This window comes from Shewanella sp. UCD-KL12, assembly GCF_001957125.1.
Classification (GTDB): Bacteria; Pseudomonadota; Gammaproteobacteria; order Enterobacterales; family Shewanellaceae; genus Shewanella.
Map to the genome: position 1 here is coordinate 278,945 of NZ_MPHJ01000006.1, position 26,447 is coordinate 305,391.

23 protein-coding genes and 1 pseudogene are annotated in these 26,447 nt (G+C 43.0%); 9 read left to right on the forward strand and 15 right to left on the reverse strand.

Annotated features, from left to right (window positions below):
• Positions 1-152 precede the first annotated feature (152 nt).
• Together BM736_RS13390 and BM736_RS25005 are read left to right on the forward strand one after the other, a co-directional pair.
• On the forward strand, positions 153-1,643 hold the full coding sequence (locus BM736_RS13390; protein ID WP_076412967.1) for a sodium-dependent transporter: 1,491 nt from the start codon (positions 153-155) through the stop codon (positions 1,641-1,643).
• Positions 1,640-1,753: a MetS family NSS transporter small subunit gene (locus BM736_RS25005; RefSeq protein ID WP_143562394.1), complete on the forward strand. Its 114-nt coding sequence runs from the start codon at positions 1,640-1,642 to the stop codon at positions 1,751-1,753. The genes BM736_RS13390 and BM736_RS25005 overlap by 4 nt, the downstream gene beginning before the upstream one ends.
• 2 nt (positions 1,754-1,755) lie before the next feature.
• On the opposite strand, the gene BM736_RS13395 is transcribed toward BM736_RS25005, so the two are convergent.
• A complete protein-coding gene (locus BM736_RS13395; protein WP_076412969.1) occupies positions 1,756-2,604 on the reverse strand; it encodes a LysR family transcriptional regulator in 849 nt (282 codons plus the stop codon).
• A gap of 151 nt (positions 2,605-2,755) precedes the next feature.
• On the opposite strand from BM736_RS13395, the gene BM736_RS13400 reads away from it, so the two are divergent.
• The 3 genes from BM736_RS13400 to BM736_RS13410 all read left to right on the forward strand — a co-directional run bounded on the left by BM736_RS13400 (position 2,756) and on the right by BM736_RS13410 (position 5,967).
• Entirely contained in the window at positions 2,756-3,139 is a 384-nt protein-coding gene (locus tag BM736_RS13400) for a DUF413 domain-containing protein (RefSeq protein ID WP_083700172.1), read from the forward strand.
• 68 nt (positions 3,140-3,207) lie between these two features.
• Complete coding sequence (locus tag BM736_RS13405; RefSeq protein WP_076412972.1) at positions 3,208-5,202, forward strand: flavohemoglobin expression-modulating QEGLA motif protein; 1,995 nt, start codon at positions 3,208-3,210, stop codon at positions 5,200-5,202.
• Positions 5,203-5,319: 117 nt separating this feature from the next.
• Positions 5,320-5,967, forward strand: coding sequence for a phosphatase PAP2 family protein (locus BM736_RS13410; RefSeq protein WP_076412974.1), 648 nt, complete (start codon positions 5,320-5,322; stop codon positions 5,965-5,967).
• A gap of 31 nt (positions 5,968-5,998) precedes the next feature.
• Here the strand turns inward: BM736_RS13410 and BM736_RS13415 are convergent, their stop codons facing one another.
• The 7 genes from BM736_RS13415 to BM736_RS13445 all read right to left on the reverse strand — a co-directional run bounded on the left by BM736_RS13415 (position 5,999) and on the right by BM736_RS13445 (position 13,945).
• On the reverse strand, positions 5,999-6,871 hold the full coding sequence (locus BM736_RS13415; protein ID WP_076412977.1) for a DMT family transporter: 873 nt from the start codon (positions 6,869-6,871) through the stop codon (positions 5,999-6,001).
• A 228-nt stretch (positions 6,872-7,099) separates the two neighbouring features.
• Positions 7,100-8,641 carry an AbgT family transporter gene (locus BM736_RS13420; protein ID WP_076412980.1) on the reverse strand — a complete coding sequence of 514 codons (1,542 nt, stop codon included), beginning with the start codon at positions 8,639-8,641 and terminating at the stop codon, positions 7,100-7,102.
• A 333-nt stretch (positions 8,642-8,974) separates the two neighbouring features.
• Entirely contained in the window at positions 8,975-9,823 is an 849-nt protein-coding gene (kdsA, locus tag BM736_RS13425; RefSeq protein ID WP_076412983.1) for a 3-deoxy-8-phosphooctulonate synthase, read from the reverse strand.
• Positions 9,824-10,246: 423 nt separating this feature from the next.
• Entirely contained in the window at positions 10,247-11,500 is a 1,254-nt protein-coding gene (locus BM736_RS13430) for a DUF819 domain-containing protein (protein ID WP_076412986.1), read from the reverse strand.
• 229 nt (positions 11,501-11,729) lie between these two features.
• A complete protein-coding gene (locus BM736_RS13435) occupies positions 11,730-12,518 on the reverse strand; it encodes a tetratricopeptide repeat protein (protein WP_076412989.1) in 789 nt (262 codons plus the stop codon).
• A complete protein-coding gene (locus tag BM736_RS13440; protein WP_076412991.1) occupies positions 12,518-12,913 on the reverse strand; it encodes a SirB2 family protein in 396 nt (131 codons plus the stop codon). Before BM736_RS13440 ends, BM736_RS13435 begins: the two co-directional genes overlap by 1 nt.
• Positions 12,914-13,024: 111 nt before the next feature.
• The gene (locus BM736_RS13445) at positions 13,025-13,945 is read right to left on the reverse strand and encodes a LysR family transcriptional regulator (RefSeq protein WP_076412993.1); all 921 of its coding nucleotides are present in this window, start codon (positions 13,943-13,945) and stop codon (positions 13,025-13,027) included.
• Positions 13,946-14,027: 82 nt separating this feature from the next.
• Here BM736_RS13445 and BM736_RS13450 point away from each other — a divergent pair, with 82 nt between their 5' ends.
• Positions 14,028-14,447 (forward strand): N-acetyltransferase, encoded by a 420-nt coding sequence (locus tag BM736_RS13450; RefSeq protein ID WP_076412996.1) that lies wholly within the window; start codon positions 14,028-14,030, stop codon positions 14,445-14,447.
• Between the two features lie 111 nt (positions 14,448-14,558).
• Here BM736_RS13450 and BM736_RS13455 read toward each other — a convergent pair whose 3' ends face one another.
• The 5 genes from BM736_RS13455 to hemA all read right to left on the reverse strand — a co-directional run bounded on the left by BM736_RS13455 (position 14,559) and on the right by hemA (position 20,800).
• Positions 14,559-15,698 (reverse strand): PQQ-binding-like beta-propeller repeat protein, encoded by a 1,140-nt coding sequence (locus BM736_RS13455; protein WP_076412998.1) that lies wholly within the window; start codon positions 15,696-15,698, stop codon positions 14,559-14,561.
• A gap of 105 nt (positions 15,699-15,803) precedes the next feature.
• Positions 15,804-17,255 carry a winged helix-turn-helix domain-containing protein gene (locus BM736_RS13460; protein ID WP_076413000.1) on the reverse strand — a complete coding sequence of 484 codons (1,452 nt, stop codon included), beginning with the start codon at positions 17,253-17,255 and terminating at the stop codon, positions 15,804-15,806.
• A gap of 279 nt (positions 17,256-17,534) precedes the next feature.
• Entirely contained in the window at positions 17,535-18,377 is an 843-nt protein-coding gene (gene prmC, locus BM736_RS13465; RefSeq protein ID WP_076413002.1) for a peptide chain release factor N(5)-glutamine methyltransferase, read from the reverse strand.
• A gap of 73 nt (positions 18,378-18,450) precedes the next feature.
• Positions 18,451-19,536, reverse strand: a complete 1,086-nt coding sequence (gene prfA, locus BM736_RS13470) for a peptide chain release factor 1 (protein ID WP_076413004.1) — start codon at positions 19,534-19,536, stop codon at positions 18,451-18,453.
• 13 nt (positions 19,537-19,549) lie between these two features.
• Positions 19,550-20,800 (reverse strand): glutamyl-tRNA reductase, encoded by a 1,251-nt coding sequence (gene hemA / locus BM736_RS13475; RefSeq protein ID WP_076413006.1) that lies wholly within the window; start codon positions 20,798-20,800, stop codon positions 19,550-19,552.
• A gap of 272 nt (positions 20,801-21,072) precedes the next feature.
• On the opposite strand from hemA, the gene lolB reads away from it, so the two are divergent.
• From lolB to BM736_RS13490, 3 genes are all read left to right on the forward strand, one after another.
• Positions 21,073-21,720 (forward strand): lipoprotein insertase outer membrane protein LolB, encoded by a 648-nt coding sequence (gene lolB / locus BM736_RS13480; RefSeq protein ID WP_076413007.1) that lies wholly within the window; start codon positions 21,073-21,075, stop codon positions 21,718-21,720.
• 7 nt (positions 21,721-21,727) lie between these two features.
• Positions 21,728-22,597 (forward strand): 4-(cytidine 5'-diphospho)-2-C-methyl-D-erythritol kinase, encoded by an 870-nt coding sequence (ispE, locus tag BM736_RS13485; RefSeq protein WP_076413009.1) that lies wholly within the window; start codon positions 21,728-21,730, stop codon positions 22,595-22,597.
• Between the two features lie 67 nt (positions 22,598-22,664).
• Positions 22,665-23,612: a ribose-phosphate pyrophosphokinase gene (locus BM736_RS13490; protein ID WP_076413054.1), complete on the forward strand. Its 948-nt coding sequence runs from the start codon at positions 22,665-22,667 to the stop codon at positions 23,610-23,612.
• An 84-nt stretch (positions 23,613-23,696) separates the two neighbouring features.
• Here the strand turns inward: BM736_RS13490 and BM736_RS13495 are convergent, their stop codons facing one another.
• Complete coding sequence (locus BM736_RS13495) at positions 23,697-25,301, reverse strand: bifunctional diguanylate cyclase/phosphodiesterase (RefSeq protein WP_256717853.1); 1,605 nt, start codon at positions 25,299-25,301, stop codon at positions 23,697-23,699.
• A gap of 868 nt (positions 25,302-26,169) precedes the next feature.
• A pseudogene (locus tag BM736_RS13500) lies at positions 26,170-26,447 on the reverse strand (IS4 family transposase); the annotation flags it as partial.

Sequence of the window (26,447 nt, forward strand, 5' to 3'; positions counted from 1 at the left end):
ATCCAAGCTAACAGTTAAACGGCTTACATACCACCTTACTAATATAGCTTCTAGGCTGTAGGTCATGCGCAGGAATGATATTGAGCAGCAGTAAATGAGTTTTATGTCTACTATTAGTTCAGTAACAGCTGACTGAAAACAATGGATAAGTTATGAAAAGAGAGCAATGGAACTCACGAGTAGGCTTTATTCTAGCCGCTGTAGGTTCAGCCATTGGTCTTGGCAACATATGGCGCTTCCCTTATATGGCCTATGAAAATGGTGGCGGTGCTTTTTTTATTCCCTACCTATTTGCCATGATCTCAGCTGGTATCCCATTTATGATTATGGAGTTCTCCCTTGGCCATAGACTTAGAGGAGCCGCTCCTAAAGTATTTGCCAACCTAGGTAACACTTATGGCCTTAGGTTAGAGTGGCTTGGCTGGTTTCAGGTATTTATCGCGGCGATTATCGCCATCTATTATGTGGCCATTATCGGCTGGGCAATCTCCTATTTAAGCTTCTCAATCTCTCAAGATTGGGGCAGTGACACTAACCATTTTTTCTTCAAAGAGTATCTACAGCTTAGTGATAACTCCCCGACCTCACTAGGAGGGTTTCAGCTTCACATTGCCATTCCTATGACAATTGCTTGGTCTATCACCTCACTCGCTATCTTTACCGGTGTTAAGGGCGGAATAGAGCGAGCCAGTAAAATCATGATGCCGCTACTATTTATCATGGTACTTGCCCTTATAGGACGGATCGTTTTTCTTCCAGGTGCCTTAGAGGGGCTCAATTATCTATTTGAGCCCGACTTCAGTAAAATTTTCGATGCAAAGGTGTGGTCCGCGGCCTACGGACAGATATTCTTTACCTTAAGTGTCGGCTTCGCCATCATGTTGGCCTACTCCAGTTACCTGCCCGAAAAATCAGACATCAACAACAACGCCTTTATGACAGTGCTGATCAATTGTGGCTTTTCAATTTTATCAGGTGTACTGATCTTTGGTGTTTTAGGCTATATGGCTCAGGAGCAGAGTAAAGAGTTAACAGACGTTGTATCTTCCGGCGTTGGCCTCGCTTTTGTGACCATACCGGCTGCGATTAACCTGCTACCCGCTCCCTATATTTTAGGGCCACTGTTTTTTCTAGCTTTAGTTGTAGCAGGGCTCAGCTCACATATATCTATCATTGAAGCAGTAACATCAGCCTTGATAGACAAGCTCAACATTAACCGTAAGCCTGCTGCGATTATTGTATGCGGGACAGGCTTTGTGCTCTCCATGGCTTTTGCAACCAGTGGTGGGCTGCTACTTCTCGATCTCATTGATTACTTTATTAATAATATTGCGCTGTTAACTAGCTGCTTTATAGAGCTCATCATTTTAGCTTGGCTATTTAAAATTGCGGATATTAGAGATTATGCCAATCGCTTATCAGACTTCACCATTGCCGCTTGGTTTGACCTTTGCTTGCGTTTTGTCAGCCCTGCAATGCTAGCCATTATCTTAGTAAAAAATGTAATCAACACCATAAAAAATGGCTATGGTGACTACCCGATTAGCGATCAGTTACTGTTAGGCTGGGGACTGATTGCCAGTATGCTATTGGTATCTCTGTTTATTAACTTATTTACAAGCAACTCGGAGGACGCCCTATGACAACAGGCGCTTTAGTAATGATGTGCGCCGCCCTATGTATCACATGGGGCGGCGCAATGGTGTGTATCAATATCGCGATGAAAAAGAGCAGTGCTAAAAAGCAGAAATGAGCCTAGCAGCTCTGTAACTGCTCTAGCAGTGAGTCGACCCTTAATATGGCCTCACTCGACGCAGAATCTTGTCGGTAGTTGATAAATATCGGCCTTAACCATACCTCTCCTCCCTCAACCAAGAAAAGACGCTTAGCGGCCAGTAGCTCATGCACAAGAGAGAGAGGTAAATAGGCAGCTCCACCTCTATCTAAAATGAAATCTAATGCAATGCGCCCCGTCGAGGTACGCAGATAAGGCGCTGGCATTCCCTGGTGTCTTAAGTGATGCTCGGATGCAAATCGAGTCCCCCAATCGACATAAACATAACGATGAGACAGCGCAGTATTTAGCTCCGACTCAAGAGTCGATACCAGCACTAATTGTGTCTGTGCTATTGGTTTACTAATTATGTCGTCGCACTTAAGAGGGTCAAAAGAGAAAGCGATATCAATCGTTCTTTCCAACAGCTGACGGTTCAACTGAGCAAGCGCCAAGGTTTCAGCTTGAAACCCATAACCAGAGAAAGCCTCGGCAATTTGACTCAAGCTCTTCTGAAGGTATGCATCCCAAATGTTGGGAGTGCCAGCTAACATTAACTGTAAACTTTTATCGTCGCCCAGCGCGAGTTCAGCTTTTGCAGCTTCTAAGGTATTAACCATCACCTCGGCATAGCTAACCAAACGCGAACCTGCGCAGGTCATCTTGATATTGTTTCTGTCTCTCACGAACAAACTGGTATCGAAAAACTGTTCCAACTGTTTAATTCGGGCACTTGTTGCAGCCTGAGTGATATAGAGGTTTTCGGCAGCTTTACCAAAATGACGAGTCTTAGCGACCTCGAGAAATGTTTTAAAAACTTTTACGTCCATCTCTTACTCTCTTATTTATGGAGCCGGAGAATAGCAGGGAAAAGTTATGGTGACGACAAAAAACATTTGTTTCTCTTTTAGCAACAAAACGCCTAACTTCTCAGCTGTTGCTCATTTGCACTTTGCATTATTTAACAGGGTAGAGGTCATAATGTCTGAAGATTCATTTCGCTTTGGTCAAAAAGCTTTTCATGATGATATTAACTTCCCCAGAGGGTTTAGAAAGTCCGGTGACTTTACCCTGCTGGAGGCTGAGTTATTGGGGTTATATGGCGATACAATGCAGGCACTAGAGATAGGAACGCTAGAGCCATTAACGATCGAAGAGGACAACTTCTTACGTGTATTAAAACAACCTCAAAAAGCCAAAACAAAACTAGAACTCGTTTGGATTAAGTACATCAAACTGACCCGTGAACCTAAACGTTTTCACAGCCTCAATAGCAGTAGCCATAAACGTCACCATGATACTACCCTCGAAGTTGCTGTTGCACCTTTGCTAACCCAGGCTTCACCACTTATGGCTCACGCCTAAAAAATAATAGAATCCCATACGCCAAGAGGCTTGTCTCTTGGCGTATCCACTGTCTTAGAGCGATACCGATGCAGATTTACCAATTAGATGAAATCATTAATTTAATCAATCACTCCCAGCCAGTGTGTGGCATATTGGCTGAGTCTGGTTGCTTCATAAAAATTGAAAATTACCTGCCAATAATTTGTGCCAGTATTCACTCCGGCAAGCAATTGCCACAATCACTCAAACAAGTATGCACACTCAATGAATCAGAGCGCTACCTTGGAGGATCGCCACTATGTGATGAGCTCATAGACGCTCAACCAATCACACTTATTTGCCTGGACTCTCTATTTGAATATGATCTTAATCAGCCCAAAGCGCTCTGTACTCGCTACCAGACATCAGCAAATACCCCGCTTTGGCGAAACAAGCTAACGAATAAACAGGTTAAATCGGCTCAGTTAAAACATAGCTATTTCTTTCAAGTCTATGACCTGCTGCTTAGAAAACTAGAATCCCTGTATAAACACATCATCGTTTTCGACATAAGAAGCTCACAAACTGTGGCTGGCAATGATATGCCAACCTTTATCATTGATAGCTCTCAGCTCAATCTAAACCGCTGGGCCTCAGTTGTAGATAAACTGAAATATAATCTAGGCCAAATAACGATCCCCAATGTAAAAACGCTCTGCAGCATACAAACTCAAAGCCTCAAGGCGAACTTTCTCGCAACCCACACCAATACAGAGTTTGAACGGACACTGATAATCCCAATAGAGATAAGCCGACTATATATGGATGAGAGCGGGACTCACCACTACCCGCTAGTGATAGATGCATTAAAACTTGGACTTAAAAACAGTTTGAGTGGAACAAGTGCGTACCTTCAGCGTGTTACGAGTGCCAATAAAAAGTTAACAAAAGCAGATATGCTCGGCTCCTCAATAGACCCATATGTTTTAACCTTAGATACCCAGCTATACCGCTTGTCACAAAAGTTCAGTACCTTGAAGTACATCAACCCTAAAAACTTAGTCAGTGAGAAAAAGCGCTTCCTCTCCGCTCCTAGTCGGTTCAAACCTAAGTTTACCTATCTGCAGCTTACCCTTGATGCAAATGAGTTCAAACGCCAATTGTACCGGCTTGATATTCATAAAATATCCGACCCTGCAGTAAAGAGACTCTACAGCGATATAATCAATAACCTTAGTTCTCAAGTTGATCTGCTTACCAGTGTGGCGACTGACAGATTTCTGCATCACTCACTCGGGTATTACGGTAAGCCTGATAGTGACGCTATTAATAACGCCCAGTTCCTGCTTTATGCTAAACCACTCCCTGAGCCTGAAGAGAGATTATTGTCTGCCAGTGATGCCGCAGAGCTGATGTCTACACAAGCCAAAGCTTGGGGAATGAACAGCAATGTTAGCCTAAGTGCCTCACTGCTCGCCAAGGCAATGATAAAGTCATCGCCAACTCAATTAGTGGTGAATCTAAACGCGAACTTTAGCGCATCTGAAGTACAGCGTTTGATAGCCCACGAACTTGGGGTACATATGGCTACTAGCCTTAATTCAAAATCTCAGGGGCTTAAAATATTGCGTTTGGGGCTTCCAGGCACCACCCAAACTCAAGAGGGACTGGCGATACTCGCTGAGTTGGCATCAGGCCATATGGCTCACTCTCGCCTCAATATGTTAGCTTGCCGGGTGCTCGCGGTGAATTCGATGATAAAAGAGCAAGACTTTTATCAAACATACAGTTACTTGGTCGATGAGCTTTCTATGGAAAATGATGCGGCATTCACCACAACCGCTCGGGTATACCGAGGCGGTGGTTTTACCAAAGACCATCTTTACTTAAGCGGTTTTCTGCAGATGCTTTCTCTTTCAAACCAACGTGACTTAACTAACCTATTTGTGGGTAAAACAAGCCATCAATATCTTGATCTAATTGATGAGTTAGTAACTAGGCAATGGATAAAACCCGCAAAATACACACCTTGCCTACAGCAACAAGCGCCCACTGAATCAGCGCAAAAGCTGAATTACTTGATTGAGAGTTTACGCACATAAAGAAAAACACAATGAGATGAAAATATAATAGTGAATTCAAGTTAAATAGGAATCATACCTACAGCCTGCTACCATCAAGCCCCAAGGATGTTACCTGAAAAGCTGAACACAAAAATCATGGCTCAACCCCTCTCTTCGAAGCATAAGCTATTGGCAAGCCTTGGCTACGGCTTGATGCTGCTATTGATACTCATAAGTATAAACTTCTGGGATAGGTCAATTGCAGAGCAGATGCATGCAATGAACAATACAGCCAGTTTGCTCAACTACTTCAGTAATGCACCGATATTACTGGAGCTAATATCTGGGCTTATTATTCTCAGCTGTTTATTCAAAAAATGCCGTCATAGATTCAAGCACCTCGCGCTCCAACTCCTAGCCACCCTGCTCATCGCCTCGGCAGTTAGGGTCTGTGCTAAGTTTATCTTTGGCCGCACTTGGCCAGAGACTTGGATTAATGATATTGAACTTGGCAGTAACCCCTCTTGGATAAGCCACGGTGTGGAGCAATTTAGTCCCTTTGCCAGTGGAGCGGCCTATAACTCTTTTCCGTCTGGTCACACGCTATTTACCTTTGCCTTGGCAAGCGTATTACTCTACCACCTACCTAGGCTAGCTCCGCTTTGGTTAGCCTGTATGCTTGCGGTGATAATAGGCCAACTTGGGCTAAATTATCACTACCTTGGCGATATCCTTGCGGGTGCGACATTTGGCATTTTGATTGCACATTTAGTGATTATTACTAGCCCTAGGTTTTTTCGCTAAGCCTGTTTAAGCAGCCATTAATCTTAATGGCTTAGCGCCAAACGACCATGATGGCAGCCAAGGCAATCAAAATAAGTGCAAGCATATCTTTAATTGCCACCTTCTGCTTAAGCCAAAACATAGATATTAAGAGGGTAAAAAACACCTCTATCTGACCTAAGGTTTTCACATAGGGTACAGCTTGAAGTGACATGGCACTGAACCATCCAATAGAGCCTATGCAACTGGTAAAGCTAATCAAAAAGGTGGGCTTAGGTCTATCAATTAGATCTAGTAAGGTTTGCTTATCGGTATATAAAAGGTAAACAAGCAAGACAATGGTTTGCAGTGTGATCACAAACAATAGTACCCAGGCAGCACGATGTGGAAAAGGCAGGTTCAATATTAAACTTGCTTCTCGTACCCACAGTGACGTCAAAGCAAAACCAGTCCCACAAGCTATACCAATAAGCGCTGTTTTAAATGATATATCCTTGAAACCTTTCGCACTACTCATCATGAAAACTGCAAGCCCGCCTATGATCACACCTAACCAGCCTAGTCCTGTTAACTGAGTACCAAAAAATAGCACCCCAAGAAACGCAGCGACCAAGGCCTCGCTCTTTGCAAGCCCTGCACCTATGGCAAAGTTCTTCAGTTTAAATAGCTTTACCATCAAAACCGTTGCCAATATCTGCCCCGCAGAGGCGCCCAGCACATACAGAGAAAACTCAGCAGTGATATCAGGCCAGCCAACGGGTTGCCATAGATATAAGCAAACCAGATAGAGCGCAGCAATGGGGGCTGCCCATAGAAACCTTGCTAAGGTCACTCCAGCGACCTTAACCTCTTTGCTGAGCTGACTTTGAAATGCGTTACGCCACGCCTGCATAAATGCAGCGAGCAAGGTAAACAAGATCCACATAGATGACTGCGATAGGAAGAGTTGATAGAGAAGGATATCCCATCACCTTAGTACAAACGAGGTGTTATACAGGAAAGTTAGAAATACTCATTATTAGTATTATGAATACCCGTTGTCGCAACCCGCCCCTTATCAGTTCAGTGCGATCAGAGCATAAAAAAGCCTCGATAAATTCGAGGCCTTTTTAGATACGCTAACCGTTAAATTTAGGGCTAAAGTTAACCTTTATTACCCGTAGGTATAACTCGCACCTAATCCTAATGGCATACCAATCGACCAGTAGATCAATAACCAACTGCTCCAGAGTGCCAGTAAGCAAAGACTAAATGGCAACATCATAGAGATTAAGGTTCCGATACCAATATTCTTCACATACCGCTGACAGTAAACAACAACCAGCGGGAAGTAAGGCATCAGAGGCGTAATAATATTGGAGCTAGAATCACCGACACGATATGCCGCTTGTGATAGATCAGGGCTAATATTTAGCTGCATCAGCATAGGCACTAAAACTGGACCAATCAACGCCCACTTAGCCGACGATGAGCCGACAAACAGGTTCACAAATGCCACTAGAATGATCATACCAACCACAGTAACTTCAGCAGGGAGATTCATCGCTTGAAGCCCGCTCGCCCCTTCTACAGCAATCAAGGCGCCAAGGTTTGATGCTGAAAATGCTGCAACAAACTGCGCACAGAAGAACGCCATCACTATGTAGTGTGCCATACCACTCATAGACTTAGACATGGCTTGTACCACATCACTAGAGTTCTTAAACGTGCCTGTCATGTACCCGTAGATCACACCTGGGATCACGAAGAAGATAAAGATTAATGGCACAATAGATTGCATTAAAGGGGCGCTAAAACTGGTGAGAGAGCCATTGGCATCACGCAGTGTTGACGTTTCCGAGATAGTCAGCGAGAAGAAACCTACCATAGCCGCTAGCATTACTAGACTGGCAACAAGGAATGCCTTCTCCTCCTTGGGCGTGCTCTCCTCCATTGAAGGCACGTCAACCTCATCGGTATTGACCTTGTGAGTTCTGTTCAACCTCGGCTCAAGCACCTTATCGGTTAAATACCAGATAACTAACACGATAGGAATACAAGACGACGCCGCGAAGAACCAGTTGTTCAATGGGTTAATCTGAATATCTGGATCGACAATTTGCGCCGCCGACTGAGTAAAGCTTTGCAAAAGTGGATCGATACCCGATGGGATAAAGTTAGCGCAGAATCCCCCTGATACACCAGCAAACGCTGCTGCAATACCTGCTAATGGGTGACGTCCAACAGTGAAAAAGATAACGCCAGCTAAAGGTATTACCACCACATAACCTGCATCGGTTGCGGTATGAGAGATAATTCCCACCAATACCACTGCCGGCGTTAAAAACTTAAGCGGTGTCACTTTAAGCATCTTTTTAAGTGCGGTATTGATAAAGCCTGAATGCTCTGCAACGCCCACACCTAACATGGCGACCAATACGACCCCTAAAGGTGCAAACGCGGTAAAGGTGGTTACCATACTTGTCAAAAAGTGAGTCAGTGCTTCTGCACTCAGCAGGTTTTTAACTTCAATGGGTGAACTAGTACGAGGATCTATCGCTTCAAAACTGACACCTGATAGTAGTGCAGATAATCCCCACACAGCAAAAAGTAAAATTAGAAATAGCATGGCAGGATCTGGCAGTTTATTACCAACCTTTTCAATACCATCTAATACTCGCCCAAGTTTCCCTGGAGCACCCTGTTCATTCACCATAGTTCCTCACCTTCAAGTTATCATTGTCTCGCGCTTTCATTATCAAGTGATGATATATGAAAGGCGCAACTTTTTTAATATAGCAGCACAATACAGCCACAAACTGTAATAAAGCTTAATGCCGATGAAAAAGAGATAATAAAAAGCCCCGGCATTTTCCGAGGCTTAACTCACTAAGCTAGATATTACTTACTCGTATCAATCGCATCAAATGACTTAACTCGATCATCTACCGCTTTCATTTGAGCCTGTATGCTCTCTAATTGGTCTGGATGAAAAAGAGATAATAGAAAGCCCAGGGGTTTTCCGAGGCTTAACTCACTAAGCTAGATATTACTTACTCGTATCAATCGCATCAAATGACTTAACTAGATCATCTACTGCTTTCATTTGAGTTAGGTAGTTCTCTAGTTGATTTAATGGCAATGCACATGGACCATCACACTTGGCATTATCAGGATCTGGATGCGCTTCGATAAACAAGCCCGCTAAGCCTAATGCCATACCACTACGAGCAAGTTCAGTCGCTTGGGCGCGTCGGCCACCAGCAGAGTCAGCTCGGCCACCAGGGCGCTGCAAGGCATGGGTCGCATCGAAAATAACTGGGTAACCAGTCTGCTTCATCTCATCCATACCCAGCATATCGACAACTAAGTTGTTGTAGCCAAAGCTAGAGCCACGCTCACAAAGGATGATCTCATCATTGCCTGCTTCATTAAACTTAGTAACGATATGACGCATCTCATGAGGGGCTAAAAACTGCGGCTTTTTCACATTGATGATAGCGCCTGTTTTTGCCATGGCGACAACAAGGTCGGTTTGACGAGCAAGGAAGGCGGGCAATTGAATGATATCAACCACTTCAGCCACGGGTGCACATTGGTGGATCTCATGTACATCTGTTATCAAAGGCAGGTTAAAGGTCTTTTTAATCTCTTCAAATATCTTCAGCCCCTCCTCCATACCTGGACCACGGTATGAGTTCACCGAAGAGCGGTTAGCCTTATCGAAAGAGGCTTTGAATACATAAGGAATACCAAGCTTCTGAGTGACTTCAGCATAGGTCTCGGCAATCTTCATTGCCAAGTCACGAGACTCAAGCACATTCATGCCACCAAATAACACAAAAGGTTTATCGTTAGCGATCTCGATAGAACCTAGACTTATGATTTTATTACTCATCAGTACTTCTCTCTAAAAGAGCCAAGGCCAGCGCCTCGGCATTATCAAAATTTGTTGTTAAGCTGCCGCTAAGTAGCAGACTTATAATGCTCTGTAGTAACTAACCAACATCCAAACCACATCTTTGCCCTATGACACAATGAGCTGAAGTAGCAGACCACACATCCAAGCCACATCATTTCCAAATAAAAGTGTCCAACAGCATGCTGTAATGCCGAACGTTCAACTTAAGATGCAATTATCTGTAGTAGCTGACCACACATCCAAGCCACATCATTTCCAAATAAAAGTGTCCAACAGCATGCTGTAATGCCGAACGTTCAACTTAAGATGCAATTATCTGTAGTAGCTGACCACACATCCAAGCCACATCATTTCCAAATAAAAGTGCCCAACAGCATGCTGTAATGCCGATCGTTCAACTTAAGATGCAATTAACTGTAGTAGCTGACCACACATCCAAGCCATGTATGTCCCAACAGCATAGCCCAATACAGCAAGTAGTACACCCACGGGCGCTAATGCTGGGTGGAAAGCCGCAGCGACAACGGGGGCAGATGCAGCCCCACCTACGTTAGCTTGACTACCAACCGCCATATAAAACAGCGGAGCCTTGATGATCTTAGCCACAATAAGCATAAAGCTCGCATGAATGATCATCCAGATAATACCTATAGCGAAATACCATAAGTTGTCAGGGTCGGCGAGCTTAGAGACATCCATATGCAGACCAATGGTAGCCACTAAAATATAGAGGAATGCCGATGCAACTTTTGAAGCGCCTGCCGCTTCTATATGGCGTACAGGGCTAAATGACATAGCCAAACCAATCGTGGTTACTGTAACTATGAGCCAGAAAAACTTAGAGGTCAGACTGTAATCACGTGTCCAGGGATAGTTCGCTTCAAAAAATGGACCAAGAAAATCAGCAATAAGGTGAGCCAGACCTGTCACACCAAAGCCTATCGCGACGATCATCATCAGGTCATTAAGGCTTGGTATCCGTGCATTTTCAGCATGATACTTTTCAACTTTAGCCTTTAAATCTTCAATAGCAGTAGTATCCGCGCCCGTTTTGGCGTCGATCTGTTTGGCTTTTGACGCCATAAACAAAAGGACTGCCATCCAGATATTGGCAACGATAACATCAACAGTCACCATGATAGAGAAGATATCCCCACCAGCCTCATAAATCTCTTTCATTGCGGCTTGGTTAGCTCCACCACCAATCCAACTCCCCGCTAAGGTTGTCATGCCACGCCACACAGCTTCAGGCCCTGTAACACCTAACACATCAGGGTTAATAGCCGAGATAATAAGTAATGCGATAGGGCCGCCAATCACAATACCTACGGTTCCAGTTAAGAACATGATTATCGCTTTCGGCCCCAGGGACAAGATAGCCTTGAGATCGACGCTCAATATCAATAGCACTAAACAAGCAGGTAGTAAGTAACGAGACGCAACAAAATAGAGTTGAGATGCGTGACCATCGATAATATTAAACGTATTGAGCAGTGAAGGTAGGAAGTAGCACATTAATAGCGCTGGGATAAATTTATAGAACTTGGTCCAAAATGGATGTTTACTGTTACTGGTATAAAATACAAAACCTAATACGACGGCCAGCAGACCTAAGGCTGTGGCGTCATTTGTCACTAAAGCTGTACTGCTCATGCTGTGATATCTCCCCTACGATAGCATTATTATTCTATTTTTTTGTTTTGCTTATTTTTGTTGATTGTTTGTCGTTGCTTATTTCTAGCTTCTAGTTTTGCTTAAAGCTACGATTTACTAGATTTGATAGGATATCCATACTTGCTTCAGGCGATGCTTGACAGTTAAAAAACAAGCGCAAGATAGATAAACATAAAAGAGGCAAGCCTGATAGCTTGCCTCCGGGTATTTAATGATAGATCTCTCTTTCATCCTTGAGCTCTTTAAGCTGCATTTTTACCAGCTCAATCACTGGGTCATGAGGACTATTGTCGACAAAGTGCTTTAGATCTGCAGCGGCAACACTGATACAGCCTAACTGCTGCGCGATAAAGGCTCGCTCACGGTTTAGGTTGAGATCATCAGGGTGCCACTGAAGCAGTAAGTTACAGCACTCCATAGCAGCCTCGTATTGATGAGATACAATACTGCCGGCCTTTAGCTCATGGATCATTCGAGAGAGTAAACGCTTCAAGCTAACAGGTTTCAGGTATCTAGGCTTAAAAGCAACACCATTGCCTAGCTCTCCACGTACCAACACATGCAACTGGTGTCGAGATAGTTCACCACCAGTCAAAGGGTCGATATAACGAATTTCGTCATCAATTCTGCTGCAAAGTACGGTTGTACCAGGCAGTAGCAGTGGCTCTAACTTAAGATCTAACTGCTTAGCCAGCAACATTAACAAGGTTGCTAATGTGGTGCTATTCCCCTGACGAGTGATCACGCAAGCGCCAAGATCTGCAGCTTCAACACTGTAGTAAGACTCACGGACGCAAAAACCTAAATCTTTATAAAACCAGTGGAGTAGGCCTTCGAGTCGTTGATGACGATCAACAACATAATGGCTTAATACTGATCCAGCTATTTCAAGCCAAGCCCATTTTGCAGCTTCTTGCTTTGAAAAACCTAAATGCTGAGTAATATCAAATGCCAAATCTGGCAGCTGTATCGTGTCGTTCAGAGTTAATGTTGTCATTAGCCTATTATTATCGCCTGTTTAAATACAGCCAGTTTTGCGGCATACACAACCCAAGATAGTGCACCAAGAGCTGCAAACACTTTAAATAGCTTGCCACGATTAGCTTTCAATGCGATTGCACCCAAAATAATATAGGCAACAACTGCAGCAAGCTTCTCGGTTAGCCATGTATCAGCAAAAGGATATTGCATGATAATAACGCATAAGGTGAGGCCTGAAAGAAGTAGGAAAGTATCAATTACGTGAGGCGCAATTTTCACTATCTTCTTGTCCATTATTGGAGATTGACGCATATGAAGAACAAAACGAACTAAAAAGAACAGGACGCTAATAGCAATAAAGGTTAAATGAATATGCTTGATAGCAGGGTAAAGGCTGTTAAGGGTTTCCATTTCGTTCTCTTATTATACTGACAAAGGCGGTATTGTACCTGATCAGACTCACCATCTCCATTATCAGTGCTATACAAGAGTGAATTAAAAACACACACAGGTTTTATGGTGTCACTTTTGTGCCATAAAAAGCTGCCTTAACTGGGCTAGCATCCAACGATTAGCAGGACTTGCTTGGGTAGGAGCATAAGTAAACACTTTAAGCTGATACTTTGGCATATCAAACGGTACGTCAAATAGTGCAATAGGAAGCTGCCCCTGCAGTGCGAGCGCCGCAAACTTAGGTAAAGTGATCAATAATTCTGAATCAGCAACGAGAAACGGTGCATTCATCACATTAGGCAGTTGAATTGCAATTTCACGGCGTTGACCTAACAAGCTCAATTGTTTATCTACCACACCACTTCTCTCGCCCCATGGAGAGACTAAGATGTGCTTTCGCTGAAGAAAGGTTTCAAGATCTAAATTAGCCAACTTGTTACTTGCAAGCGTACAGTAACAATCTTCCCACCACACCCACTCATTAATTAACCGAGTCGACTCAACTTCCCCATGAGCAAACCCCAAAGAGAAATCGATATCTGCGCTCTCAAATGCGCTAATTGGCAACTTAGTTTCATGGTTGGTTAAATTAACCCTCACCTCTGGTGCAACTTGCGCAAGATGAGTCATTAGTCTTGGCATCATTAAGAGGGTGGTAAAGTCGGTTACCGCAAAATTAAACTCATGTTTACTTTTAGATGGCTCAAATTCTGCCTTCTGTCCAAAACATGTATTGAGTGTCGCTAACACCTCAGTGACAGGAAGATGAATACTCATTGCATATTCGGTAGGGATCATCTGACTATGACTACGAACAAATAGCTCATCCTCTAGTTGAACCCGTAATCTCGCTAGCGCATGACTGAATGCCGATTGGCTAAGGTGAATAGAGCTCGCCGCTCTCGAAACATGGCGGTGTAAATAGAGGGCATTAAAGACTTTAAGTAGGTTTAAATCTAATCGCTGCAAAATACTATGCACAAGCTTCATCTCCAAATGCAAATTATGCACTTATCACATAACAAAGCTTAGTTTATGCTCTCAGCATAATATTTCAAGATGAGAAACTATCATGAGCCACACCTTCACGTTCGATGACACCCAAGAGTTCGCCAATAGCGTCGAACAAAAAATTGCAGAATTTAACTGGCAGCGTTGGGAGGTCTCTGAGCGCATACCTCTAGGACTAAAGCTTGAAGATGAAAACGGTAATTTACTCGCAGGTTTTTCTGCAAGAACATTTGGCAACTGGTTACAGATAGACAACCTATGGGTCAGTGAATCGCTCAGAGGTCAACGTATAGGCGAACAACTTCTGGCACAAGCAGAAGCTATAGCCACAGAGCGAGGCTGCATATACGCCATTCTAGATACCCTAAATTTCCAAGCCCGTCCTTTCTATGAAGCCAGAGGCTATGTATTGCAATGGACACAAGAAGCCTACCCAAAAACCGGCTGCAAATATTTTATGACCAAAAAGCTAGTGGCTTAGAAATAAGCCTAGCTACTGCAATACACTGCACATGGCTATATTACTAAGTGAGCCTTAATTTAAGAAGAGCAACGACTTGGGCACAGAGTAAACCAATAGGCTCACTCTTTATCACTTGTTTTCAGTTGTGCTAATCGAATAGAAAAAACCATCATCACTGCCGACATAAAGTTGATTATCTCTAACAATTGGTGATCCGATAAAGTTTCGACCTTCTATACTCCACAGAACTTCACCAACCAAAGTCATCGCCTTGATATAGCCCCTGCCTGGCGTGCCATAAGCATTTGCAGAAGTCATATATATAATATTATTATCAATGAAAGGCTTAGAAAAAACATTCATCCCAGAATTTATCGCCCACAAAACCTCTCCAGAGGTAGGGTTAATTGCCTGAAATTGGTAATTATCAGAACTACCAATATAGGCGACATCATCCTGTATGAGTGCATTTCCTGTGACCCAACTGGTACTATGAGATACAGCCCAAAGCGTCTCACCATTGAGCGCGTTAAAACCAAATACATTACCGTCTCTCGAACCAACTACGACCACACCATTAGCGACCTGTGGAGAGGTGGGCAGACTTGCCGTTCTAAACCAATTCTGGCTTCCATCAAGTAAGTTGATGCTCATCACGCTAGTTTCTGAACTTAGATATGCAGTGTCACCTATAACAACAGGGGTACCACGAAGGTTAGATTTTAAGTCATAAGACCATTTCTCATCACCATTCTCAAGATTTAACGCGGAGAAAACACCACTCCTCGAGGCTATATAAACAACACCATCCTGCTCAATGGGTGTATTTGTGTGGTAATCCCAACGATCATAAAATGACTCTCCAGCTGTTGCTAGACTCCAGATTGTATCTCCAGTCTCCCCATCGAGAGCATATAAAATCCCATCGGCATTAAGGGTTAGTAACTTACCCTCAACGTAAAGAAGTCCACCAGAGATCTTCCCGCCTAACTCTCTTCGCCATATATCATTACCATCGAGTTGATTAACAGCCAGTACAACGCCACTATCAGTTCCTATATATGCTGTAGTGCCTGATAAAGCTGCCGTAGATTTAATGCCACTTCCAGCATCAATTGCCCACAAGTAAGATTCGAGACTTGGTGTCCGAGTCTCTTCAACAGGAGTGTTGCCTGTAGGAGTCATCACCTGATTGCTATCGGATGAGCCACCACATGCCAACATCGTAAATGCGAGAAGTATGCTTATAAATTTGGTTATGGTTTTCATTCCCTGCTTATCTTGTCTGTAATTAATTTAGCCAAAGAATAGGGACACAAGAGGTATAAACCTTGAAGAAAATATAAAGAAAAGCTTAAGACTCAATAACAGACTTTAACCAGTTGAGTTTACTATGTTTTTTATAAGAGCTTCGAATCGAGGTAATCCATATAAAGATTTATATTTAGGATCTGAGTTAAACCATAGACACCTTAAGTCTTCTTGCTGATAGGCTAACTCTAAATAATCTAATGCTTTACCTAGCTCTCCAGCAGCAATATGGTAACGAGCCGTCGATATAGGTGGGGAGTATTGTCCTATATCTAATTGCTCCTTTTTCACGTTAGCAAGCCAGTGATTAAGGCCCTTTAGCCCATCTTTTTCAAACTCAAGTGAAACGTCACTTATTTCCAGCTGACTATAACCAGCCTCTTTAAAAGCTATAAGGTAGTGATGAAAAGCTCTTTCTTCATCCCCCATACTCTCAAATAGCCTCATCGCTGATCTGTTATATACACTAGAATCGGGTTCGAGAGTATAAAGCTTGGCCAGTTCCCTTTTAGCCAACTCAAACTCCTCAGCCATGTTGTATACCCATTCAATTGCTGCCGATGAGTAATGTTTAGGGTCTATAGATTGAGCAATTTTATTATGATGAAGCGCTTCATCGAATCGTCTTTGACTCAGCAAGATTGACGCATACTGTATATGGCTAATCACTTGTTCAGGATTCAGAGCAATCGACTGTACTAAATAACTCTCTGCGGAAGTTAGATCTCTATCTTGCCTAATACTGATTAATGCGAGTTGTAAATAAGCATCTGCTAGTTCGGGATTTATCTCAATAGCTCTTTCGAAGGCATTTTTAGCTTGGCTTAATAGCTCCTCTTTTTTTGAGCTTTCAACCTCTCCATACTGAAAGTATTTGGCTTTTCCAAGCGCATTCAATATTTCTGCATTGTTAGGAATATCGCTATCTAAACCAACCAACAACATCTCTGCTTCTTTAGCATCTTCTGGACCTCTTTGAAGTAAAAACAAGGCTTTAGAAAAGCGTTCGTTATTTAATAATTCAGTTCTACTATTTTTACCCTCAAAATCAAAAGCACTGAACAGTAAAATGAAAGCTAAAGTCAAAAATAAACATAGAAGTTTAAATCTAGGTTTTTGATACCACTTAGACTCAGAAAAGCTAGCCTGAATAGCTTGCTCAGAAGATAGAGGTAAAGAGCTTTCCTCTGCAACAAGCAATAACTTAAAACCATAACCAGTAATAGTTTGTATGTATTTGGGAGCCCTCGCATTACAGCCTAAGGCTTTTCGTAGCTGACTTATAGCCACAGAGATAGCTTCATCTGTAACGACTTTCCCAGGCCATACTTTCTGCAGCAGTACCTCCTTACTCGCTCCATGCTCAGCTCCCTCAGCAAGAACAATGAGAACTTGCATAAGTCTCTTCTCTATTTTTCGGGAAGTTTCGGTTGAACCATCTGCTTTAACTATCAAATTATGAACAGGATCAACTAACCAGTCGCCTAAAAGAAACTTCTGCAGTCCTAAATCCATAATGTATAACCTTGGTTTACTTAAAAAGAGCAAAGATTAAACATCATAAAACAAATTACCTACCCCCTCTACACAAAAAAGCAATAAAAAGCAGCAAAAAACAAGATGATGAAGATAGAAAGCCGCCAAACTTTAATCGACTTTTCCCTAATTCAATTAACGTAATTTAAAATGAAACATCACCAACAAGTGTTTGACTTTTCCGTACCGCAAACAAAAAAGCCATTGGTCAGCATACCAATGGCTTTCAAATTACATCAATAACAACTTATTAAAAAACTACCTTGGAAAACGCCCTAAGGTACATCTGTCATTACTACCAAAATCACGCACTGTGGCGACATTTTCATAGCCAAGCTCAATCATCTTATCTCTAAGTTGCAGTGCCTGACCGAAACCATGCTCTAGAAGTAAATATCCGCCAGGGGCTAAATAATCACGGGCACTGTCGGCAATATGATAAAGGTCGGCAAAGCCATGCTCAGAGGCTGTAAGTGCACTTTGTGGCTCAAACCTAACATCCCCTTGATCTAAGTGGACATCGGTTTCATCGATATAGGGCGGGTTAGAGACAATAAGGTTAAAGTCATAACAGTCTACTGACTCAAACCAATCACTTTGTACGATATTAACCTGCTCAAGCTTTAGGTGAGCACGATTAGCTTTAGCTAACGCAACGGCTTCGATAATTTTGTCGACGGCGGTTATCTGCCATTGGTTCTTTTCATAAGCCAGAGACAAGGCAATTGCGCCTGTCCCTGTACCGAGGTCCAACACTTTAGCATTATCAGCAAGTGGAAGGTTTAGCGCAGTTTCCACTAAAATCTCAGTGTCAGGCCTTGGGATAAGTGTTGTTGGGTTAACCATAAATGGCAATGACCAAAACTCTCTTTCACCGACTATGTGCGCAATAGGTGTCCCTAAAACACGCCTAGCGACCATCTTAGTGTATTCATCAACCTGCTCCGATGTTAATCGCTCATCGGGCCAAGTATAAAGATAACCGCGCTGCTTATGGATGATATGCAGTAACATCACCTCAGCATCAAGCTTAGGCGTATCGGAAATATCAAGTAATTGGGGCGAAGCCCAATTGAGGGCTTCTGCTAACGTCTGATACAAGGGAATTCCTTAATGTGACACCCGTCGGTGTGAGACTGAATCCAAAAACCTAAAGTGGAATGTAGGCGTTTGCCTACTCCTCTCCGAGTGCCGCTAACATATCGGCTTGGTTTTCTTGCAGTAAAGGAACAATCAGAGCATCTAATTCGCCTTCCATGACTTCGTTCAAACGGTATAAAGTCAAGTTGATACGATGATCACTAACCCGTCCTTGAGGGAAGTTATAGGTACGAACTCGTTCAGAGCGATCACCACTTGCCACTAAGCTACGGCGAGTCGTCTCCTCTTCGCTACGGCGTTTCTCATCTTCAACGGCTTGTATACGCGCTGAAAGTACGCTCATTGCTTGAGCTCTGTTTTTATGCTGAGAACGCTGATCCTGACATTCAACCACGATGCCTGATGGAATATGAGTAATACGAATAGCAGAATCGGTTTTGTTGACGTGCTGACCACCAGCTCCTGATGCACGGAAAGTATCGACTTTCAGATCAGCAGAGTTAATCTCGATAGCCTCAGCCTCTGGCACTTCAGGCATTACAACAACGGTTACAGCAGAAGTATGAACGCGACCTTGAGATTCTGTCTCTGGTACACGTTGAACTCGATGTCCACCGGACTCAAACTTCAATTTTCCGTAGACTTGCTCACCAGTCACTTTAATGATGATCTCTTTAAAGCCACCATGCTCACCTTCGTTAGAGTTCATAACCTCTAACTGCCAGCGGTTATCTTCAATGTACTTGCTGTACATACGGAAAAGATCACCCGCAAAGATAGCAGCTTCATCGCCACCAGCACCCGCACGGATCTCAACAAAGGCATTGTTGTCATCTTTAGGGTCTTTTGGTAGCAGTAAAATCTGTAGCTCTTCTTCGAGCGTTTCAATTACAGCCTTAGCTTCCTTGATCTCCTCTTGAGCCATCTCCTTCAGTTCAGGATCTTCCTCTTCGAGCATCTCTTTTGCGGCATCTAAATCTTCTGTTGCTTGTTGAAAAGATTTAAAAGCTGAAACTAAATCCTCAAGCTGAGAGTACTCTTTTGAGAGTGCACGAAAACGCTCCTGATCGGCAATGACACCAGGGTCGCTCAGCAGAGCCAAAACTTCTTCGTTACGCTCAAGCAAGCCTTCAAGCTTGCGGATCACACTGTCCTTCATTAAAACGCTAACCTTAGTTTTTATCTAATCCGAGCGCACTTCTTAACTGGCCAATGCTATTTAAATCACCTTGGCGACTTGCAGCAGTCAATGCTTGGGTTGGCGCATGAATCAACTTATTAGTTAGCTTATTCGCTAACTCCAATATCAGCTGTTCACTGTCGCCACCTTGGGCTAACTTATTGATCGCTTTCTCAACAAGTTCATCTTTAATCGCCATACTGTTAGTGCGATATTCACGGATACTGTCGACCGACTCTAATGAGCGGACCCATTCCATGAACAGATGAGACTCTTCTTCAGCAATGACTTCAGCTTGCTCGGCAGCCTCTCGTCTCGAGGCCATATTCTGTTCAATGATGCTTTGCAGGTCATCCACTGTATAGAGGAAGGCATCGTCTAGCTCTGCAACTTCGGCTTCAATATCACGTGGTACGGCAATATCTACGAGTAGCATAGGTTGATGACGACGCTGCTTAAGCGCTTTTTCTACCATGCCTTTACCGAGTATCGGTAATGGGCTTGCTGTAGATGATATCACGATATCGGCTTGAGGGAGATACTCTGGTATCTGTTCGAGCGTAATTGCTGTTGCACCAAACTCTTCACACATGCCTTCGGCACGTGAAAGTGTACGGTTTGCAACGACCATAGAGGCCACACCATTATCTTTAAGATGCTTTGCGACCAACTCTATCGTCTCGCCAGCACCGATAAGCAGCACTTTAGTCGCGCTCAATGCAGAGAAGATATGTTTTGCCATACTGACTGCGGCAAAAGCGACTGATACCGCTGCGGCACCGATCTCTGTTTCTGTTCTGACTTTTTTGGCAACTGAAAAGGTATTTTGAAATAGACGGTCCATGGTAATAGCAACCGTTCCAGCCTCTTTGGCTTTAACAAAAGACTGTTTCACCTGCCCAAGAATTTGCGGCTCACCTAAGATAAGAGAATCCAACCCTGAGGATACACGCATTAAATGCTGTGCAACGCCCTGCCCTTCAAAGCGGTAGAGACAGGACTCAACCTCTTCGTGGGAAAGTTGGTGATACTCTTCTAGCCAACGCGTAACGTCTGCTTCACTCGCCGTATTGGTATACAGCTCTGTGCGGTTACAGGTTGAAATGATCACAGCTTCGCCGGTTTGGGTGCACTTAGCCAGACTCTTCATAGCATCATGAATTTTATCTGGTGAAAATGCGACCTTTTCGCGTAGGTCTACCGTGGCTGTTTTATGATTAATACCGATTGCTACAAGGGTCATCTGACTCGTTCTGGTCTCTAGGCATCTCACTTATTGTCGGACATTCTACTGAATTGGATGAACTAAAAACAGAATATGCTTAACAAAACCGAATAATAATCTCAATTCTTACCCATTTATCCAATTAAGATCACCACTTTCACCGTCTATATACTTAAGCATGTTACAAAGTTCATCCCCTTATACATTAAGTGGTACAGGCAAATTTTGTATTTTTCACTGGCATTCTTAGCACGCGTTCGTATCATAGAGACCGACACTTACAGCTATAGATGAATAATTTGAGCTATCTCACAAAAATGTTTGCACTGGCACTACTGTTGAGCTTAAGTTTGCTTACTGCTTGTACAACAACGCCCTCTTACCTCACGCCAATTGATGTCGAAAACGTCGCTCAAGCACAATCTTGGGAGATGAAAGGAAGACTCGCGGTTAAAACACCTGATGATAATCTAAGTAGTAATATCTATTGGCTGCACACTACAGACAGAGATGAATTACGACTCACCACTCCCTTAGGGACAACGGTGCTGACCTTAGTGAGTCAGCAAGGTGAAACCACACTCGAAGTCGACGGTAAACAATATCAGCATCACGATGCGCAACAGCTGCTTAGTAATGTCACAGGCTGGTCTATTCCTGTTGACGCCTTGCCATTATGGATCACTGGGCAAGTAGCGCCTGAAGATGATGTCACCTCCAGTGATCAGCAAATGAGGCCTAAACGACTTGTAACCCCCAAGCATTCACCAACATGGCAAGTTGAATTTAAAAGTTGGCAGCAACAAAGCGGCGCAGAATTACCAAGACTACTTCAGCTGCGCCGAGGTGCACTCAGCTTGAAATTACAGATTAGTCAGTGGCAAGCATTAACGACTGATAAGCAAGACCAATTAGATAATTTACCGAAAGTTGATTAAGCCGAATATGAGTAAGTACAGTGAACAAACTAGCCGTTCAACGGCCTGGCCAGCGCCAGCCAAACTAAACCTTTTTCTCCATGTTAATAATAGACGTGAAGATGGCTACCATGAACTACAAACCTTGTTTCAGTTTATAGACCATTGTGACCTGCTAGATTTTCAAGTAGCCCAAGATGCTAAGTTGACCTTGCACTCAAATCTTGGCAATGCTGTTGCAGATAGCGATAACTTAATTCTCCTTGCCGCAAAATCCCTACAAAAATATAGCGGTACTGATTTAGGCGCGGAGATTTGGCTCGATAAACGTCTACCAATGGGAGGCGGGATCGGCGGAGGTTCATCTGATGCAGCCACAACTTTAGTCGCACTAAACGCCCTTTGGGAAACCGGGTTATCTAAAGAAGAATTAATGCAAATTGGCGTAAAGCTTGGCGCTGATGTTCCTGTTTTTATTAATGGTTTATCATCTTTTGCAGAAGGTGTTGGCGAGAAACTTATCAGCGTGAAACCTACCGAATATTGGTACCTAGTTTTAACGCCCGATGTACATGTATCCACAGCAGCAGTGTTCCAAGACCCTCTTCTACCAAGAGATACTCCAAAGCTTGATCTTGAGGTACTGATGACTAGTTCTTGGCAAAATGATTGCCAAGAACTAGTCTGTAAACACCACCCTCAAGTTGCCAAAGCCTTGGGCTGGCTGATAGAATATGCGCCGTCTAGAATGACTGGCACCGGAGCATGTGTTTTCGGTCAGTTTGAAAAACAGCAGCAAGCATTAGATATCATGGCGAAACTACCGCCACAGATGACTGGCTTTGTCGCTAAAGGGACAAATATTTCACCTTTAGAGCTGAGATTATCTCAACTTTAAAACACTTCTGGAGGGAGCTTGACTCTCTTCAGCCACAAAAATGAAGCATACGCCTGAGGTTCATACAGTGCCTGACATTAAACTTTTTGCCGGTAACGCCACACCTGGTCTAGCTAAGAAGATAGCCGATCGTCTATTTTGTAAACTTGGAGACGCAGAAGTAGGCGTATTCAGTGACGGCGAAATCAGTGTCCAGATAAATGAAAATGTACGTGGTGCGGATGTATTCATCATTCAATCTACTTGTGCACCGACTAACGATAACCTAATGGAACTTATCGTCATGGTTGATGCACTACGTCGTGCTTCTGCTGGACGTATTACCGCAGTAATTCCTTACTTCGGTTATGCCCGTCAAGATCGTCGTGTTCGTAGTGCCCGTGTACCTATTACAGCTAAAGTTGTTGCTGACTTCCTTTCAAGTGTCGGTGTTGACCGTGTATTGACATGTGATCTACACGCTGAACAGATCCAGGGCTTCTTTGACGTTCCTGTTGATAACGTATTTGGTAGCCCAGTGCTATTAGAAGATATGTTAGAGAAGAAGCTTGAGAACCCTGTAGTGGTTTCACCAGATATCGGTGGTGTTGTACGTGCTCGTGCAGTCGCTAAACTGCTTGATGATTCAGATCTGGCTATTATCGATAAGCGTCGCCCACAAGCAAACGTTGCTCAAGTTATGCATATCATAGGTGATGTTCAAGGCCGCGACTGTATCATTGTTGATGATATGATTGATACGGGTGGAACACTTTGTAAAGCTGCTGAAGCTCTTAAAGAGCACGGTGCTAATCGTGTATTCGCTTATGCAACTCACCCTGTTTTCTCTGGTAATGCAGCGAAAAACTTAGCTGAATCAGTTATCGATGAAGTGATCGTTACAGATACGATTCCACTTACACCTGAGATAGCTGCTATCGACAAAGTTTCACAGTTAACTATGTCGACTGTTATGGCTGAAGCGATTCGCCGTGTAAGCAACGAAGAGTCAATCTCTGCGATGTTTAAGCACTAATAACTTAGATTTAGGTTATTAAGTTAAAGGCACTCATTGAGTGCCTTTTTTTACAGCTTAGATTTAGCGTGACCTAGCCATAATTCACAATCTAACTAATGTTAATAGCTCTGTGTCTGGTACAGGCTTTGAGTACAGGTACCCTTGAAACCTGTCGACCCCTTCTTCTTCAAGTATTTCTCGTTGAGTCTCAAACTCAACACCTTCAGCTACTGTGGTTAGGCCTAAGTTTTGCCCTAGTTGAACTATGGTCCTTACAATCATCCTATCATTATGATTACTATCGCAGTTATCTACAAAGCTCTTGTCTATTTTAAGCGTATCCACTGGCAGCTTGGTTAAATAAGCTAATGAAGAATAAGCAACACCAAAGTCATCAATGGCAATTCTAATCCCAAGTTTTTTAAAAGCTTGGAACTTCTCAACATAGAGTTCAGGTGACTCCATGATAGCAGTCTCTGTCAGTTCAAACTCAAGCCAATTAGCGTCTACCCCAGTCCTATCAATAACCTCTGTCACAGCGTTTACCAAACCTGACTGCTGTATCTGTATTGCAGATACGTTCACTGATACATAAAACTCGCCCTCAGTTTCTTGCCATTTGGCAAGCTGCTGACAAGCTTTAGTCAAAACCCATAAACCGATTGGTACAATCATTCCTGATGATTCAGCAATAGGAATAAACTCTGCAGGACTGACAGAGCCAAGCTCTGGGTGCTGCCATCGTATCAAGGCTTCAACCCCTTTCACCTTACCAGTAGTAAGACACACTTTAGGCTGGTAAACCAAATACAGTTGCTCGTCATCGATAGCACGTTTTAACTGATCCTCAATCTCAAACTGTCTAATAGCCGTTTCAAACATGCCTCTTTCAAAATAGGCATAATTATTCTTGCCATGAGTTTTGCAATCAAGCATTGCTAGGTCGGCGTTGCGAAGTAGTACATCAACTTCTTTAGCATCATAGGGAAAAAGTGAAATCCCCACAGTTGGGGTGATAGTCTGAACACACCGCTTTAATCTATATTGAGAGGTACTCTCATCAAACATTTTGCTTATGACAGCTGCAATCTGGCTTTGTAGTGCAGCTTGCCCTTCCCCTCCAGAAACCAACATACAGAACTCGTCGCCCCCTAAACGATAAACGGACGCACCATTGCAGCTGCACTTCATCAGCCTATAAGCGACCTCAGCAAGCAACTGATCGCCTATTTCATGGCCAAACTGATCATTAATGCGTTTAAAATCATCTAAGTCGATCAGGACAAGTGCAAAATCATAATGGCTATTCCCCTGCCAACGTTGAAAGTTTTCTTGCAGTTGTTGATGAAACGCCTTCCGATTTGGGATCAAAGTTAAATCATCAGTTAAGCTCTGCTCTTTAAAGAACTGAGATTGCATCTTAGTCTTATATTGATAAAAGGACATGACAGTGGCAAAAGTTGCAATAACAACGACCTCAATGCAGTCTTCAATAAAATCCACAAGTTCATGATTATCTAATGAGGGGAAGTAAGTTAACAGTAGTAAAATAGAAACAGGTATTGGCCAAAGAGAGTGAGGAAAAATGAGGATATAGAGCAGAGGAATAAGTATAAACCCCTCCTCAATCGCCTCAACATCGGCAGGAAATGTCATCCCTAGCACTAATATCAGCAATAAGGCCAAGATAGCGAAAGCTCTTTTCACTAACAAGCGTGAGTGATACCTAGAAACACACAATAAAAGTGGAAACAGCAGATAACTTAAGGAAAGGAGGTGATTATCATGGAGAGTGACAAGCACCAATGTTACTAGTAGTACTAGCAGTAAAAATAAACCATTCATAAAATGGTGAATATTAGCTTTAAAAAAATACAATATTGGTGTGTCGACTAGCGCCTTCAAATATTGACCTCGATAATCTACTGATTTAAGCGATTCAATGTGTAACTAGATACATTTTTATATTACACCAGAGGAGGCATTTATCAAGCGAGTACATTTAGTAAGAAGTTAATACTATAGGTATAACAATAGAAGAACTCATAGCAATATGAATATAGTGAATGGAAAGAAAAGAGGATCGAGACACAACTTACGCACAGTTACCACACTCAACACATTGATAGTAACTCACAGGGGCTTAGTAGCACTTCTTAGGTTTGCGGCACCACTTTTCTACACCAGAATTCTATTCCTGTACCGCACAAACTCCCGCTAATAAACTCAAGAGCGAAAGCAGTATATTCAAGACACAAAAAAGCCCGTCATAAAGACAGGCTTTTTCGTTATAAACTTTTCATTGATAAGGAGTGGTACGGGAAGAGAGACCCCTCTCTATTTCTAAGTGCGTATCACACCTTACGGCACCAGAACCTAAAGCTGCATGTCTACCCTATGTTCTAACTTAGAGTACCACTCCCGCACTGCATCATGCCTCCCCCTTAATAAGATCACGGGGGAAAGCAGTATATTCAAGATACAAAGCCTATTTCACTCTATCCATGAGAAATTGCCACAAATGTTCCAGGAACAAAAAAGCCCGTCATAAAGACTAATGCTATTCGGATAAGCACTACTGCTTATATTTAAGTGGATAGCGGCTGGGTATATAGAGCACTGAACGTGGATATGTTCGGTGCTTTCTTTTATCTGGAAGGATAAAGTGTTTTATATCGGCCCGCATTTGCTTCAGCTTAGCTGGCAACTTCCCATCAGGTGATAAAGCAAGCCATCTTAATTGAGTGTCTATCAAGCTTATCGCTGCGGTAAAGCTAATACGGGTGGGTGCAACTTTGGCTTCTTTTGCTATCGCTACCATTTCTAAGCGAACCAGATTATAAGCGATAAGCA